The 15,657-nt window shown below is 63.1% G+C and carries 15 protein-coding genes; 7 read left to right on the top strand and 8 right to left on the bottom strand.

Annotation, left to right across the window (positions count from 1 at the left end):
- Both fabD and H0274_RS03325 read right to left on the bottom strand, forming a co-directional pair.
- The gene (gene fabD, locus H0274_RS03330) at positions 1-936 is read right to left on the bottom strand and encodes an ACP S-malonyltransferase (RefSeq protein ID WP_226792921.1); all 936 of its coding nucleotides are present in this window, start codon (positions 934-936) and stop codon (positions 1-3) included.
- 39 nt (positions 937-975) lie between these two features.
- Positions 976-1,800 carry an LD-carboxypeptidase gene (locus tag H0274_RS03325; RefSeq protein WP_226792920.1) on the bottom strand — a complete coding sequence of 275 codons (825 nt, stop codon included), beginning with the start codon at positions 1,798-1,800 and terminating at the stop codon, positions 976-978.
- Between the two features lie 56 nt (positions 1,801-1,856).
- Between H0274_RS03325 and H0274_RS03320 the strand changes: the two genes are divergently transcribed.
- Positions 1,857-3,275: a glutamate ligase domain-containing protein gene (locus H0274_RS03320; protein ID WP_226792919.1), complete on the top strand. Its 1,419-nt coding sequence runs from the start codon at positions 1,857-1,859 to the stop codon at positions 3,273-3,275.
- A 127-nt stretch (positions 3,276-3,402) separates the two neighbouring features.
- Here H0274_RS03320 and H0274_RS03315 read toward each other — a convergent pair whose 3' ends face one another.
- Entirely contained in the window at positions 3,403-3,915 is a 513-nt protein-coding gene (locus H0274_RS03315; protein WP_226792918.1) for a DUF3237 domain-containing protein, read from the bottom strand.
- Positions 3,916-4,382: 467 nt separating this feature from the next.
- Here H0274_RS03315 and rpsF point away from each other — a divergent pair, with 467 nt between their 5' ends.
- The 4 genes from rpsF (at position 4,383) to H0274_RS03295 (ending at position 7,316) form a co-directional block, all read left to right on the top strand.
- Positions 4,383-4,745: a 30S ribosomal protein S6 gene (rpsF, locus tag H0274_RS03310; protein WP_054530109.1), complete on the top strand. Its 363-nt coding sequence runs from the start codon at positions 4,383-4,385 to the stop codon at positions 4,743-4,745.
- Positions 4,745-4,969: a 30S ribosomal protein S18 gene (gene rpsR / locus H0274_RS03305; RefSeq protein WP_226792917.1), complete on the top strand. Its 225-nt coding sequence runs from the start codon at positions 4,745-4,747 to the stop codon at positions 4,967-4,969. Before rpsF ends, rpsR begins: the two co-directional genes overlap by 1 nt.
- 13 nt (positions 4,970-4,982) lie before the next feature.
- Positions 4,983-5,591 carry a 50S ribosomal protein L9 gene (gene rplI / locus H0274_RS03300; RefSeq protein ID WP_226792916.1) on the top strand — a complete coding sequence of 203 codons (609 nt, stop codon included), beginning with the start codon at positions 4,983-4,985 and terminating at the stop codon, positions 5,589-5,591.
- Between the two features lie 270 nt (positions 5,592-5,861).
- Positions 5,862-7,316: an AMP nucleosidase gene (locus H0274_RS03295; RefSeq protein ID WP_226792915.1), complete on the top strand. Its 1,455-nt coding sequence runs from the start codon at positions 5,862-5,864 to the stop codon at positions 7,314-7,316.
- Positions 7,317-7,447: 131 nt separating this feature from the next.
- On the opposite strand, the gene rimK is transcribed toward H0274_RS03295, so the two are convergent.
- The 4 genes from rimK to H0274_RS03275 all read right to left on the bottom strand — a co-directional run bounded on the left by rimK (position 7,448) and on the right by H0274_RS03275 (position 11,650).
- The gene (rimK, locus tag H0274_RS03290; protein ID WP_226792914.1) at positions 7,448-8,353 is read right to left on the bottom strand and encodes a 30S ribosomal protein S6--L-glutamate ligase; all 906 of its coding nucleotides are present in this window, start codon (positions 8,351-8,353) and stop codon (positions 7,448-7,450) included.
- Positions 8,354-8,366: 13 nt separating this feature from the next.
- Positions 8,367-8,834, bottom strand: coding sequence for an ATP-dependent zinc protease family protein (locus H0274_RS03285; protein WP_226792913.1), 468 nt, complete (start codon positions 8,832-8,834; stop codon positions 8,367-8,369).
- A 130-nt stretch (positions 8,835-8,964) separates the two neighbouring features.
- Positions 8,965-10,809, bottom strand: a complete 1,845-nt coding sequence (locus H0274_RS03280; RefSeq protein WP_226792912.1) for a M2 family metallopeptidase — start codon at positions 10,807-10,809, stop codon at positions 8,965-8,967.
- Between the two features lie 85 nt (positions 10,810-10,894).
- Positions 10,895-11,650, bottom strand: coding sequence for an alpha/beta fold hydrolase (locus H0274_RS03275; RefSeq protein WP_226792911.1), 756 nt, complete (start codon positions 11,648-11,650; stop codon positions 10,895-10,897).
- 229 nt (positions 11,651-11,879) lie between these two features.
- On the opposite strand from H0274_RS03275, the gene H0274_RS03270 reads away from it, so the two are divergent.
- Positions 11,880-12,917, top strand: a complete 1,038-nt coding sequence (locus H0274_RS03270; protein ID WP_226792910.1) for an HlyD family secretion protein — start codon at positions 11,880-11,882, stop codon at positions 12,915-12,917.
- A 4-nt stretch (positions 12,918-12,921) separates the two neighbouring features.
- On the top strand, positions 12,922-14,472 hold the full coding sequence (locus H0274_RS03265; protein WP_226792909.1) for a DHA2 family efflux MFS transporter permease subunit: 1,551 nt from the start codon (positions 12,922-12,924) through the stop codon (positions 14,470-14,472).
- Between the two features lie 147 nt (positions 14,473-14,619).
- Here the strand turns inward: H0274_RS03265 and H0274_RS03260 are convergent, their stop codons facing one another.
- A complete protein-coding gene (locus tag H0274_RS03260) occupies positions 14,620-15,645 on the bottom strand; it encodes an aspartate-semialdehyde dehydrogenase (protein ID WP_226794428.1) in 1,026 nt (341 codons plus the stop codon).
- Positions 15,646-15,657: the final 12 nt, after the last annotated feature.

Genomic DNA, 15,657 nt, shown 5'->3' with positions numbered 1-15,657 from the left:
TCAAAGCTCCTTGGCCAGCGCCTCGATGTCCGCCATCGTCAACACGCTGGAGACGGAAACGCCTTCCACCGTACGGCCGATCATCGGGCCGACGACCTTGCCGCCCAGTTCCACGAAATGGGTCACGCCCGCTTCGGCCATGGCGATCACGCTTTCGCGCCAGCGCACGCGGCCGCAGACCTGTTTGACCAGCAGATCGCGTTCCTCGGCCGGATCGCTCACGGCCGAAGCGGTGAAGTTTGCGTAGAGCGGCAGGCGGAAGGCCGAAGGCGGCAGGTCAGCCAGCGCCTTGTCCATCGCCTCTGCCGCGGGGCCCATCAGGTCGCAATGGAAGGGCGCGGAAACCGGCAGGATCACGCCGCGCTTGATGCCATGTTCCTTGGCCAGCGCCACGGCCCGCTCGATCGCGGCGCGATGGCCGGAAAGCACGACCTGGCCCGGATCGTTGTCATTGGCGATCTGGCACACTTCACCCTCGGCAGCAGCATCGGCCAGCGCCTGCGCCTTGGCGATATCTGCGCCGAGCAGCGCGCACATCGCCCCCACGCCCACCGGCACGGCGGCCTGCATGGCCTGTCCGCGCAGCTTGAGCAGGCGCGCAGTGTCCGCGAGCGAGAAGGCGCCCACGGCGCACAGGGCGCTATATTCGCCCAGCGAATGGCCAGCCACGCAATCGCCCTTGTCGGCGATGGTCAGCCCGTCTTCCTTCTCCAGCACGCGCAGGGTTGCGATGGCATTGGCCATGATCGCAGGCTGGGCATTCTCAGTCAGCGTCAGCTGGTCTTCCGGGCCTTCGCGCATGATGGTGGAGAGCTTCTGCTGGAGAGCCTCGTCCACTTCCTCGAACACTTCGCGGGCAATTGCGCTGGCATCGGCGAGGTCCGCCCCCATGCCCACCTTCTGGCTGCCCTGCCCCGGAAATACGAATGCACGCATGTCTCAGTCTCCTGTCCCGTGCTGAACTGGCCCGCGCGGTTAGGTTTGCGCAGGCGAGGAGGCAAGCCCGAAGGGAACAATCCTGTTGGCTTCGTCATGCCCGATATCGGCATATCCCAGGAAGGGAATGCCCGTTCTTTCACACCAGAAGCGGGCAATCTCCTCGGGCTCGGCGCCGAAAGGCCGGTCATTTTCCGGCACATCGCTCACTCGGCCCAGCCGCAGCCCGGCAATGCCGGAAAGGTGCTGGGTGACGTGGAAGAACAACCGGTCCACCGCATAGAGATATTCGCTGACTTCCTCCACCATCACTACATGGCCGGAAAGGTCCGGCATCAGATTGGTGCCGCACAGCATGGCCAGCGTCATGAGGTTGAAGGCAGCCACGGGATGATGATCGATATGCGGTTCCAGCCCTACGCGATCCCCCGCCAGCCAGGCGAGGGAACGGCGCACGGCACTCTCGCCACCCGAACGCCTGATATCCACCGGCATCGGCGCATGAACAGGCCGCCCGATCCCGGCGCGATAGAGCGCGGCCAGCAGATAGCCGCCATCCGAATAGCCGAGGAACGTCTTGCCCCGTGCCGCATCGCCCATGTCCGCAACGGCCTGCGCCGCGATCCGGTTGGCGCCATAGCCGCCACGCGCGAACCAGACCGCATCGAACGCCGGATCGTTGGCGCATTCCAGCAGGGCGGCCAGCCGTTGTTCGTCAGAGCCCGCGAAATGCCCCTGCGAGAGATAGCATTGCTCGTGAAAGGCCAGTTCCAGCGAGGGGAATTCGGCCGCCACGGCCTCCACACGTGCCACATCCTCGGGCGTCAGCGGGGTCGAAGGGGCACAGATTGCGATGCGGGTCATGCCTGCCCCTGATAGTCGGCTTGTGTTGTCCGGCACAACTGCATAGCGAGGGCGGCATGAGCGAAACCGCCGACCTTACTTCTCACCCCTGGTTCTTCTGCGGCATCGGCGGATCGGGAATGCTGCCGCTGGCCATGATCCTGAAGGGACAGGGCGCCACTATCGCCGGGTCCGACCGCAGCCGCGATCAGGGCCGCACGCCCGAGAAATTCGCCTGGCTGGAGCGGGAGGGGATCGCCCTGTTCCCGCAGGACGGCAGCGGCGTGACCTCGCCCGATCAGGTGCTGATCGCCTCTGCCGCCGTTGAAGATACCGTGCCGGAAATGGTCCGCGCGAAGGAGCTGGGCTGCGCGCGAATGACGCGGGCGGAACTGCTTTCCACCCTGTTCAACCGCGCGATCTGCTCCGTGGCCATTGGCGGCACCAGCGGCAAGTCCACAGTCACCGGCATGAGTGGCTGGATCATGCAGCAGGCCGGGCGCGATCCCACGATCATGAATGGCGCGGTGATGAAGAACTTCGCCTCGCCGGAAGTGCCCTTTGCCAGTGCGCGAGTGGGCGCGGGCAATGTGTTCGTTTCCGAAGTGGATGAAAGCGACGGTTCCATCGCGCTCTATCGCCCTTCGGTCGCGGTGCTGCTCAACGTCAGTCTCGATCATAAGGGCATGGAAGAATTGCGCGTGTTGTTCGGCGATTTTCTGGCCGTGTCGGGCGCAGCGGCAGTGAATGCCGACGATGCAGAGGCCATGGCCCTCGCCCCGCGCGCGGCAAGCCTCGTCACCTTCGGCATCGAAAACGCGGCAGCGGATATCGGCGTGGTTCCCGGCTCGGTGGTGGAGAGCGCCACCGGCATCGCTGCCCAGGTGGTGGAGCGCAAGACGGGCGAGCAATTCGCCCTGACCCTCGCCATGCCGGGCCGTCACAACCTCTCCAACGCGCTCGCCGCCATTGCCGGGGCCCATGCCACTGGCGTGCCGGTGAGCGATGCCGTGGCCGCACTGGCAACATTCAAGGGCCTCGCCCGCCGGTTCGACGTGATCGGCACCAGCCCCTCCGGCATTACCGTCATCGACGATTTCGGCCATAATCCTGAAAAATGCGCCGCCACCCTGCGCACACTGAAAAGCCAGCCGGGCCGCGTGATCGCCTTCTTCCAGCCGCATGGCTATGGCCCGCTGCGCCAGATGGGGCATGAACTCGCGGAAGTCTTCGCCCGCCTGCTCGGCGCGGAAGATCTCACCTTCCTGTGCGACCCGGTCTATTTCGGCGGCACCGTGGACCGCAGCGAAGGCAGCGAACGGATCGTGCGCCTGATCGCGCAGGCAGGCGGCCACGCCGAATACATCCCCAGCCGCGAGGATTGCGCCGAGCGCATCCTCACCCTCGCCCAACCGGGTGACCGCATCGTCATAATGGGCGCCCGCGACGATACGCTGACCGCGCTGGCGCAGGGGATTCTGGAGAAGCTGGGGTAACCCAGCCTGCCACTTTTCTCTTCGTCATCCCCGCGAAGGCGGGGACCCAGTTCAACAGTTGCTGCTGGGTTCCCGCCTTCGCGGGAACGACGAAAAGGTGCCTTGGACCTCGCTATTCTCTTCCCCCTTACTTCATCTTGTAAAACCGGATCTTCACCGCCGGGCCCTCGGCAGGATCGGCCATTTCCAGCGTGCCGATGAAGGCCGTCTTGGACATCCACTCATATTTGCCGAGCGGAGCCTCGAACACCGGATGGGTGCGCACGGGCGAAGGAGCCGCGCCTTGCACGGGCGGGCACAGGGCGCCCTTGTTGATGACGTTGATCACCACGCCGTCATCCGTCTTGAGGAAATAATCGGCCTCCACCTCGGTGCAGCCATCGGCGCGGGTCAGTTGCCAGTCCCAGCCGCCGGGAACGATCTCGCCCTTGATGCCGGGCCCCTCGAAGCGGCCGCCAGTGATCGGGATGATGCGCCGCTCGCCCTTGGACGTCTTGCCCACTTCCACCACCGGGCCCAGCTTCACGATTTCTTCCAGCACGAATTCCGCATTCGGCGCGGGCGGAGCGTCCGCGGCCTGCGCAGCGCCTGCCGAAAGCCCGGCTATAATGACGGCGCCCAGCGCGATCTTCTTGTGCATCCTCTATTCCCCCAATGTCTTGTCGCTTGCATTATTGAACCCAACTCGCGCCACGCGGCAAGAGCCCTATGGGGCAGCGCGATTTTCCTACTCGCGGCATTTCTGCTTGATAGGAAGAATGTCAGCGCGCGCGCAGCCCCGCATCCTTCCAGACAGCCGGAAATGCCTGAGAAACGAAAAGTCACAATGCCGCCTCCACAACCTGCACGCAAACCATTGCTTTTCCAGATCGAAATCAGGAAAGGTCACACAGGTTTCGCAGGCCGCTCAGCGTCACTTTCGCGGCCCGCAAGCCCCTTGCCCACGCCAACAGCAGGACCGAGGCCAACCTTTCCTTGCAATCGCGCCCCAAACCTGTATGTGCGCCGCTTCCTAGGCCCTCGGGCGGCGGAAACGAAGAAGGCCGGAGGGGTCCCCGCATGGGGCGGGACAAACCAGCGATCGGCATAACAGTGAAAGGAACGCACATGCCGTTTTACGAGCATGTTTTCCTGGCGCGTCAGGATCTGAGCCAGGCTCAGGTAGATACCCTGGCAGCCGGTGCCACGGAAATCGTGGAACAGGGCAATGGCAAGGTCACCAAGACCGAAACCTGGGGCCTCAAGAATCTCGCCTATAAGATCGATCGTAACCGCAAGGCGCACTTCGTCCTGCTGAACATCGAAGCTCCGGGCGACGTCGTGGCCGAGCTGGAACGCCAGGCCCGCATCAACGAAGATATCATCCGCTACATGACCGTTCGCGTCGACGAGCTTGAAGAAGGCCCGTCTGTAATGATGCGCAAGAACGAGCGTGAGCGCCGCCGCAGCCGTGAAAGGGGTGAAGACTGATGGCCCGTCCGTTTTTCCGTCGCCGCAAGAGCTGCCCGTTCTCGGCCAAGAATGCGCCGAAGATCGACTATAAGGACGTGCGCCTCCTTCAGGGCTTCATGTCCGAGCGTGGCAAGATCGTGCCGAGCCGCATCACTGCCGTTTCCGCCAAGAAGCAGCGTGAACTGTCGACCGCGATCAAGCGCGCCCGTCAGATCGGCCTTCTGCCGTACATCGTGAAGTAAGGAGCGCTCAGCCATGGAAATCATCCTGCTCGAACGTATCGAGAAGCTGGGCACGATCGGTGACGTCGTGACCGTGAAGGACGGCTATGCCCGTAACTTCCTGCTGCCGCAGAAGAAGGCCCTTCGCTCGAACAACGCCAACCGCGCCGTCTTCGAAGCCAACCGCGAACGCCTGGAAAAGGAAAATGCGGAACGTCGCGTCGAAGCCGAACAGGCCGGCACCACGCTCGATGGCGTGGAAATCGTCCTGATCCGCGCCTCGTCCAACTCCGGCCAGCTCTATGGTTCGGTCAACGTGCGTGACATCGCGGTTGCCCTCGAAGAAAAGGGCCACAAGGTCGACAAGCGTCAGGTCATCCTCGGCCATCCGATCAAGTCGATCGGCATGTTCGATGTGACCATCGCCCTGCATCCGGAAGTTCACGTCACGATCAAGGCGAATGTCGCCCGTTCGGACGACGAAGCCGCGCTGCAGAGCCAGGGCGTCGACGTGATGGCCCAGATGTTCGAAGACGAACGCAACGAGAGCGAAGGCTTCACCGAAGCGGTCGATCCCAATGCGGAACCGGGCGAAATCCCCGCCGACCTGATGGAAGGCGCGGACGAGGAAGCCGGCGCCTAAGCGTCGCTCCCGCCATAGCGGCCCAATTCAAAAGGGCGCGGTTCCTTCGGGTTCCGCGCCCTTTTGCTTTTGTCCATGTCGTCACCCTGAACTTGTTTCAGGGCCCATTTCTCCGGCTCTGGCGCCCCTAGTTGAGAAGGATGGATGCTGAACCAAGTTCAGCATGACGAGGTTGCGCGATCCGGATCGAAATTTCGTGCCCCTAGCCAATGCTGAATACTTTCGTCTTTCCGCCTTTGAAATGTAGGAATTGGCGCGTTAGCTTGCGCCATGAACCTCACCGCCTCCCCTAACGCATCCGATGCCATTGCGCAGCTTTCCCAGTTTTACGATCAGGCCGTCAGCACCCTGCGCGCCGATATTCTGGCCTATGCCGAACATGGCACGCTGCCCGATGCGGAAAAGCGGCTCGACGGTTCCTATTGCTATCCCGAACTGATCGTCCATTTCAGCGGTGACGGGGAACGATCCGAAAGCGCCCGCGCCTATGGCAGGCTGCAGGTGGCGGGCACCTATGCCACCACCATCACCCGCCCTGGCCTGTTCGCGGATTATCTGGCCGAGCAGCTGGGCCTGATCGCCGCGGATTACGATGTGCGCTTTGAAGTGTGCGCCTCCCGGCAGGAAATGCCCTTCCCTTATGTGCTGGATGGCGAGGCCGGCGCCAGGCTGGCGGGCATTCCCCCCACGGAACTGGCACGCCATTTCCCTAGCACGGATCTGGCTCTGATCGGAGACGAGCTGGCCGACGGGATCGAGATCGCCCTGCCCGGCGATCCCATTCCGCTCTCCCTGTTCGACGGGCTACGCACCGATTACTCGCTAGCCCGCCTCGCCCATTACACCGGCACGCGGCCGGAGCATTTCCAGCGCTTCGTGCTATTTACCAACTATCACCGCTATGTTGATGAATTCGTGGACTGGGCAGGCTCGCAACTGGGCAAATGCGGCTATGTCGCCCTGTCCGGCGCGGGTGGGCTGCTTCTCGACCAGCCGACCGAGGGCGCGCGGGCGCAGCTATCCGACACGGCATGGCGGCGCCACCAAATGCCCGCCTATCACCTGATGCGGGACGATGGATCGGGCATCACGCTGATCAATATCGGCGTCGGCCCCTCCAACGCCAAGACAATCTGCGATCACGTGGCCGTGCTGCGGCCGGAGGCATGGCTCATGATTGGCCATTGCGGCGGCTTGCGGCCCAGCCAGGCCATTGGCGACTATGTGCTGGCCCATGCCTATCTGCGGGACGATCACGTGCTCGATCCCGTCCTGCCGCCGGAAATCCCCATTCCCGCGATTGCCGAAGTGCAGCAGGCGCTGGCGGCAGCGGCGGAGGATGTCAGCGGACAACATGGCGCGGACCTGAAGAAACGGATGCGCACCGGCACGGTAGTGACGACGGACGACCGGAACTGGGAACTGCGCTACACCCATTCCGCACTGCGCCTCTCGCTCAGCCGCGCGGTCGCCATCGAGATGGAAAGCGCCACCATCGCCGCCCAGGGCTATCGCTTCCGCGTGCCCTACGGCACCCTGCTCTGCGTGTCCGACAAGCCGCTGCATGGCGAGATCAAGCTGCCGGGGCAGGCCAACAAATTCTACGAGGAAGCCATCGCGGCCCACCTCCAGATCGGCATCCACGCCTGCCACCGCCTGCGCGCCGAAGGCCCCCGCCTGCACAGCCGCAAGCTGCGGGCCTTCAACGAACCGCCGTTCCGGTAAGGTACTTCATCATTGCGAGCGCAGTGGAAGCGACGCTGGCCTTGGCCAACCAATCCATTGTGTTTGCGCATCGGGCCCTGGATTGCTTCGGGGCCTTGCCCCTCGCATTGAAGAAATGACAGAGGCGTAGCCTAACCCTTCCCGCGTGTCTTGGTCTTCCCCTTCACGGCATTCTCTTCAAGGAACTCAATGATCTTGCCGGCGATATCCTTGCCGGTTGCCTGTTCGATCCCTTCAAGGCCGGGGGAGGAATTGACTTCCATGATGACCGGGCCGTGATTGCTGCGCAGCATGTCCACGCCCGCCACGTTCAGCCCCAGCTTGCGCGCGGCGCGGATCGCGGTGGAGCGTTCTTCCGGGGTGATCTTGATCTGCTTGGCAGTGCCGCCGCGATGGAGGTTGGAGCGGAAATCGTCCGGGCTGCCGGTGCGCTGCATCGCGGCCACTACCTTGCCACCGATCACGAAGGCGCGAATGTCCTGCGAGCGGCTTTCCTTGATGAATTCCTGCACCAGAATGTTCACATTGGCGCCGCGGAACGCCTCGATCACGGATTTGGCGGATTGCTCCGTTTCGCCCAACACCACGCCGATGCCTTGCGTGCCTTCCAGCAGCTTGATCACCACCGGCGCGCCACCCACCATGCGCAGCACCTCGTCGGTCTGTTTGGGGTCGTGGGCGAAGGCCGTGACAGGCAGGCCCAGCCCGGCGCGGGCGAGGATCTGCATGGAACGCAGCTTGTCCCGGCTGCGGCCGATGGCGACGCTTTCGTTGAGCGGCCAGACGCCCATCATCTCGAACTGGCGCAACACGGCAAGGCCATAGAAGGTGATGGAGGCCCCGATACGCGGGATCACCGCATCGTAAAGCTCCAGCTTGGCCCCGTTATAATAGGCCTCGGGCCGGTGCGAGGTGATGTTCATCGTCACCCGCAAAGTGTTGAGCACATCGATCTCGTGCCCACGCTCGCGCGCCGCCTCCACGATGCGCCGGTGGGAATAGAGATTGGCGTTGCGCGCCAGCATAGCGATTTTCATGGATGTGTTTTCATTATCGGGCCCCATCGGAGCCGGGATTTTGATAAAGCAGGGCGGACCGCTCGGAAATCAGGAAGGTCCTGGAAGGATCAACCAGGAACCTTTTGCGCAATGCCGTACGCCCGATGAGCACCGGGTGAACCATGTCCGACCGATCCGTCAGGCTGAATTCGGCATCGAATAGCGCCCCGCCCAGCGAGAGCCGGGTAGTGACGACCAGCCTTTCTTCCGATTGGCCGTTCGAACTGGTGATCTTCCTGCGCGACACATGGCAAGCCTCGCACAGCGCCGTTTCATGTCCGTGACCAAGATCGATCCGGAAACGCGCATGGGGCACACCATCGCGCTCCACCATCTCGATATGAGTGGCGTGAAGCGCGGAAGTGCGCGCACCCGTATCGATCTTTGCCGGAATGCCGGACAGGCCGAATTCTGGCAGGCCGACGGCCTCGCGCCAGCCCAGCACGGGGATTGAAGTCATGGAAGTTCCGAAACCGGGCGAATCGCCGCCACGGCCCGCCCTATAGAGCGGCCAATGCGACCATCCAATGACAGCAATGGGCGACCCGGCCGGTATTCCCCGACCGGATCATCGATCCCCTACGGGCGCGTCACCAGCCTTGCGGCTTGCCCTTGTTCTGCTGGTCCAGCCATTTCTTGAGCGGGGCGAAATATTCCACCAGCGCCTTCCCGCTGATCTCCCGCGTGCCGGTGAATGCCTCCAGCGCATCGGGCCACGGCTTGGACGAACCCATTTCCAGCATGGCGTTCAGCTTCTTGCCCACTTCCTCATTGCCATAGAAGCTGCAGCGATGGAGCGGGCCCTTCCAGCCCGCCTGCTTGCATGCCGCCTGATAGAACTGGAACTGCAGGATGCGGGCCAGGAAATAGCGCATATAGGGCGTGTTGCCTGGTATGTGATATTTCGCGCCGGGATCGAAAGCATCGGCAGGCCGCTCCACCGGGGGAGTGATCCCCTGATATTCGCGCTTCAGATCCACCCATGCCTGATTGTATTTATCCGGCGTAATCGAACCGTCGAACACGCCCCAGCGCCATTTGTCCACCAGCAGGCCGAAGGGCAGGAAGGCCACCTTGTCCAGCGCCTGACGCAGCAGCAAGCCGATATCCTTGTCGGCGCTGGGCACCTGTTCCCGCCCCAGCAAGCCGATCTGGACCAGATATTCGGGCGTGATCGACAGGGCCACGAAATCCCCGATAGCCTCGTGGAACCCGTCATTCGCGCCATTGAGATAGAGATAGGGCTGCTGGTTATAGGCGCGCTGGTAATAATTGTGGCCCAGCTCATGATGGATGGTGATGAAATCATCGCCATTCACCTTGATGCACATCTTGATGCGAATATCGTCCTTGTTGTCGATGTCCCACGCGCTGGCGTGGCACACCACTTCACGGTCGGCGGGTTTGACGAACTGGCTGCGTTCCCAGAAAGTTGCAGGCAGTTCCTTGAAACCGAGCGAGGAATAGAAGCCCTCCCCGATCTTCACCATGTCCAGCGGGCCCTGGCCCTTTTGCGCGAGAAGATCGGTTATGTCGAAGCCCACATCGCCCGTGCCGGGAGGGGCTACGACGGGATAGATATTGCCCCATTCCTGAGCCCACATATTGCCGAGCAAATCCGCGCGGATCGGGCCGGTCTTGGCCTGCACCGCATCGCCATATTTCTCGTTCAGCTTGCTGCGGACATAGGTGTGCAGCGCCACGTATAGCGGCTTCATTTCCTGCCACAGCCGTTCCGTCATGGCCTCGAATTCCTTCGGGTCCATGTCATAGTTGGAGCGCCACATGGCGCCCGCATCGGCAAAGCCCAGTTCCTTCGCGCCCTCATTGGCGATGGCGGCGAGACGGGCGTAATCGTCCTTCATCGGCGCGCCGACATTGTCGTGCCAGCTGGCCCACATCTCCGCGAATTGGGCGGGCGTATGGGCCATATTGCCCATCTCGGCCTCGATATCCGAACCGTTGATCGGCTTGCCGTCCAGCGTGCCCTTGCCCCGGCCGTATTGGGACTGGAGATCGGTGGCGATGGTGTTCAGCTCGTCCGCGGCGCCCGGCGTGGTTGGCGCGGGCAGGACGATACCCGTGCGCAATATGTCCAGCTTGCGGGCGACATCGGGATCGAGCCCGGCCACTTCGCGATATTTCGCGGCATCCAGCGCATAACGGACGGATTTTTCCGTGCCGATCGCGCCGATGCGGGCGGCCAGCGCGTCAGTATCCACGGTGATATAGGTCGAATTAACCCATTGCGTCCGCCCTGCCTCCACCGAATAGGAGAACAGATCCGCTTCGGCTGCGGCCACGAAATCGGCAGCGCCCTGCGGCGTCATAGGGAATTGCGCCGAGGCTTGCGCAGCGGGGGTCTGCTGGGCGACAGCAGGTGTCGCCAGCCCTGCGGCAAGCGCGAGCATGGCGGCGGAAGCGAGCATTTTCATCGCGGAAATCCTTGGGAATCAAAACCGGTTTCAGTTGCTACCGGTCTGGACGTTCGGTCGCGATGAATCAAGCCGCCCCGGCAAACTAGCCGAGGGAATCGGCAGAGAGAAAACGCACCAGTTCCTCGCCGAGCGCGCTTTCGGTGACGGAACTCATATGCGTACCGGGAATCCAGCGCAGATGCCCGTCAGGCAACGCTTCCGCCAGCGCCTCGGGCGAGCCATTGTCCCGGTCCTTCTCTCCGCACAGAACCAGCGTAGGCATGACGATCCGCGATAGGTCCGACTTCTCGGTATCGCCGATGGATTCCAGCAGCAGCCGCGCGGCCACCCTGTCGACCTTCATGGTCTTCATGAATTGCGCCGCGAAATAGGCCGGATCGCCCTGGCGGATGCTGTCGAACCGGTCGATCGCGTCGAGGAAAAAGGCCGAGCGCCGGGCCCAGCCCGCCAGTCCTTCCAGCCCCATGCCCGACAGCACCAGCCGGCGAGGAGTGAGCCCCGCGATCACGCAGCGCGCCGCTGTGCGGGAACCAAGCGAGAATCCGGCCAGATCGAACTCTTCCAAGCCCAGGTGATCAACCAGTGCCTGCACATCCTTCACCAGCACATCATGCGGATAGGCGGCCGGATCGTGCGGCGCAGCGCTCTGCCCATGGGCGCGCAGATCAGGCATGATCGCCTCGAACCCCGCCTCGGCCAGCTTCTGCGCATGGCCGAATTTGATCCAGTTCATCTCCGCGCTGGAAAACAACCCGTGAAGCAGCAGCACGGGCCGCCCTGCCCCGACCCGGCGAAAGGCCAGCTCAGCGCCATCGAAGGAAGCGAAAGTCTCTGTCATTCGGGCACCTATCGGCCAATTCGCCATCGTGGCGCAAGGGTTGCCCCTAAGGGGTTTGTCCTGCCCCGCGCCCTGCTTGCTTTGCCTAGCAGCCTGATTATACGCACGCCTGTGCCTCACATCGGCTTCGTGTTGGCGGATAATTCGCGCCTTGCTCGCTGGACCTTCAACCAGCAGGTTACCCTTGCCGCCCGGTGCGATAGTGCCCGTGAAACCGCGAGAATGTCCCATGGCTGATCCCGATCCGCAAACCGCCCCACAAGGCCGCCGCTGGGGCCGCCTCGCCCTGATGCTGGCGGTGCCGCTGGCTCTGGCAGTCGGCGCGGTATTTTACTGGATGAGCCTGCAGGGCAAGGTCTCTACCGACAATGCCTATGTGAAGCAGGACAAGGTCTCGGTCAGTTCGCTGGTTGGCGGCACCATCGTGGATGTGCTGGTGAAAGAGAACGAAACGGTGCGGCAGGGCCAGTTGCTGTTCCGCATCGATCCCCAGCCCTATGAAATCGACCTTGCACAAGCCAATGCCCAGATCGCCACGGCACAGGCGGATTTGACCGCACTGGGCCGCGATGCGGCGCTGTCCGGCGCGGATATTTCCGCCGCGCGGGAAGAGATAGCCTTCGCGCAGTCCCGGCTGGAACGCCAGAAGGCCCTGTGGGACCGGGGCTTCACCACCAAGGCCGATCTCGACGCTGCCGAACACGCCGTGGCGCAGGCCAAAGAGCAACTCCGCGCGGCAGAGGCCCGGCAGGTGGAGGCGCAGGCCAAGCTGGCCAATGGCGCCGCAGTTCCCGGGCAGAACCCCCGAATCGCCGCTGCACAGGCGCAGAAGGCCGCCGCCCAGCTGGACCTTTCGCGCACGGAAATCCGCGCGCCGATGGCCGGCCGCGTGGGGCAAGCCGACCGGCTGCAACCCGGCCAGCAAGTGCTGCCCAATCTGCCGGTGCTGACGCTGGTCGGCCTGCAAGGCACTTATGTGGAGGCCAATTTCAAGGAAACGGACCTTGGCGACATGAAAGTCGGCCAGCCCGCCGAAATCCACTTCGATGCCTATCCCGACCTCACGCTGAAGGGCCACGTCGCCTCCATCGGCGCGGGCACCAATTCGGAATTTTCACTGCTCCCGGCCCAGAATGCCAGCGCGAACTGGGTGAAGGTTACCCAACGCGTGCCGGTTCGCATCGAGCTTGACGAGGAGAGCCCGCGCGCCCTGATCGCGGGCCTCTCGGTGGACGTCACGGTGTTTACCAACGGCAAGAAGCGCTGAGCCCATGGCCAGCGCGGCCGCCCCGACCCCGGCCATGATCCGCGACGAGCCGGAAGTCGTCGCGAAGAATTACCCCCTGCTGGTGCTGGGGGTGATGCTGGCATCGCTGATCCAGCTGCTCGACACGACGATCACCATCGTCGCCGTGCCCCATATGCAGACCACGCTGGGCGCCTCGGCCGAGACGATCACCTGGGTGCTGACCAGCTATATCATCGCCAGCGCGGTGTTCATGCCGGTCACCGGATGGCTTTCCAACCGACTTGGCCAAAGGCGGCTGTTCCTCTGGTCCGTCTCGGGCTTCATCGTCGCCTCCATGCTGTGCGGCATGGCGCAGAATCTGGAGCAGATGGTACTGTTCCGCGCCATCCAGGGCATTGCCGGGGCATTCATCGGCCCGCTCAGCCAATCCGCCATGCTGGACGCCACAAGGCCCAGCAAACGCGCCCAGATCATGACGGTGTGGGGCGTGGGCGTGGTGATGGGGCCGGTACTCGGCCCCGTTCTGGGCGGCATCCTGACGGAGAACTGGAACTGGCGCTGGGTGTTCTATGTGAACCTGCCCATCGGCGCGCTGGCGCTGTTCCTGCTGGTCACCCAGCTGCCCCGGCGCGAAATCATCCGCCGCCCCTTCGATCTTGCGGGCTTCGCCTTCATCGCCATTACCCTTTCAGCGCTGCAACTGATGCTCGATCGCGGGCCCCGACTGGACTGGTTCGATTCTCTCGAAATCTGGATTTACGCGGTCGTCACCCTGTCCTGCGCATGGATGGCGCTGATCCATCTCGCCAGCGCGCAGCATCCTTTGTTCGACCGCAGCCTGTTCCACGACCTGAACCTGATCACCGCCATGTTCTTCATCTTCGTCGCGGGTGCGATCCTGTTTTCCTCCATGGCGCTGCTGCCCACCCTCCTGCAAAGCGTGATCGGCTATGGCGTGGTGGAAACCGGCATGATGCTTGCGATGCGCGGGCTGGGCGTGATGGCCAGTATGCAGGTGGCAGGCCTGTTGATGCGCTTCGGTGCGGATACGCGCGCGCTGATCGGCATGGGCTATGCTGTCACCGGCTATTCGCTCTACATGATGTCAGGCTGGAATCTGGAGATCACTCCCTGGGACGTGGCCATCCCGGGGCTGGTGCAGGGGCTCGGCATCGGCATGGTGTTCATCCCACTGAATACCAGCGCCTTCGCCACCCTTCCCCCGCATCTGCGCACCGATGCGTCCAGCCTGATGAATTTGTTCCGCTCCATCGGATCGTCGCTCGGCATCGCGGTGCTTACCGCCATTCTGACCCGCAACCTCCAGATCGCGCATGTGGACCTTGGCGCGAATATCACCGCCACCGCCTCCACCTTCATCGACTTGTCCTCCATCGACCGCTTCGGCACGCTGGGCAGCGCGGCCATGGCAATGGCCGATGCCGAAGTGAACCGGCAGGCCGCGATCATCGCCTATACGGACGATTTCCGCGCGATGATGTGGCTGTCGTGGCTGGTGGTGCCGCTGGTGCTGATCATCAAGCCGCCACGGCGGCATCCGGCAGGACGTTAGTTACATAACGCGCCCCTCCATGGTCGTCATGCCCGCGAGAGCGGGGAAGATGAAGGTTGCACAAAAAGGAAGGGCACGGTCAGCCAAGCCGACCATGCCCTTTCCCTATACCGGCGGCCCGAATACCGCCTGACCTGAACTGAAAACTCAGCCCTTCTTCAGGTGGCGACGGCCGAGCAGTTCGGCGATCTGCACCGCGTTCAGCGCCGCGCCTTTGCGCAGATTGTCGCTGACGCACCACAGGGCCAAGCCGTTCTCCACGGTCGAATCCTCGCGCACGCGGCTGATGAAGGTGGCGTAATCACCCACGCATTCGATGGGGGTAACGTAACCGCCATCCTCGCGCTTATCGATCAGCATCACGCCCGGCGCCTCGCGCAGGATGTTCTGCGCCTGCTCGGCCGAGATTTCGTTCTCTAACTCGATGTTCAGCGCCTCGGAGTGGCCCACGAACACGGGCACGCGCACGCAGGTGGCCTGCACCTTCACCTTGGGGTCGAGGATCTTCTTGGTCTCGGCCACCATCTTCCATTCTTCCTTGGTCGAACCATCGTCAAGGAAGACGTCGATATGCGGGATCACGTTGAAGGCGATCTGCTTGGTGAACTTCTTGGGTTCCACCTGATCGCCCACGAAGATCGCGCGGCTCTGCTCGAACAGCTCGTCCATGCCCGCCTTGCCCGCGCCGGAAACCGACTGGTAGGTGGAAACGATCACGCGCTTGATCTTGGCGGCATCGTGCAGCGGCTTGAGCGCCACGACCATCTGCGCGGTGGAGCAGTTGGGGTTCGCGATGATGTTCTTCTTGGTGTAGCCGTCGATCGCTTCCGGGTTCACTTCGGGCACGATCAGCGGCACATCCGGGTCCATGCGGTAGAGCGAGCTGTTGTCGATCACCACGCAGCCGGCAGCGGCAGCCTTGGGGGCATATTCAGCCGTCGGGCCCGAGCCTGCGGCAAACAGGGCGATGTCCCAGCCGGTGAAGTCGAAATGCTCGATATTCTGGCACTTGAGCATCTTGCCGGTATCGCCCAGCTCGATTTCCGTACCGGTCGAACGCGGCGAGGCAACGGCGGCCACTTCGTCCATCGGAAATTCACGCTCAGCCAGGATCGCCAGCATTTCGCGGCCGACATTCCCCGTGGCACCGACAACAACTACCCGATAACCCATCTTCATAACTCC

Source organism: Fulverythrobacter ferritrahens, from assembly GCF_020539485.1.
Lineage (GTDB): Bacteria > Pseudomonadota > Alphaproteobacteria > Sphingomonadales > Sphingomonadaceae > Andeanibacterium > Andeanibacterium ferritrahens.
This window is presented reverse-complemented; position numbering and strand designations above follow the sequence as displayed.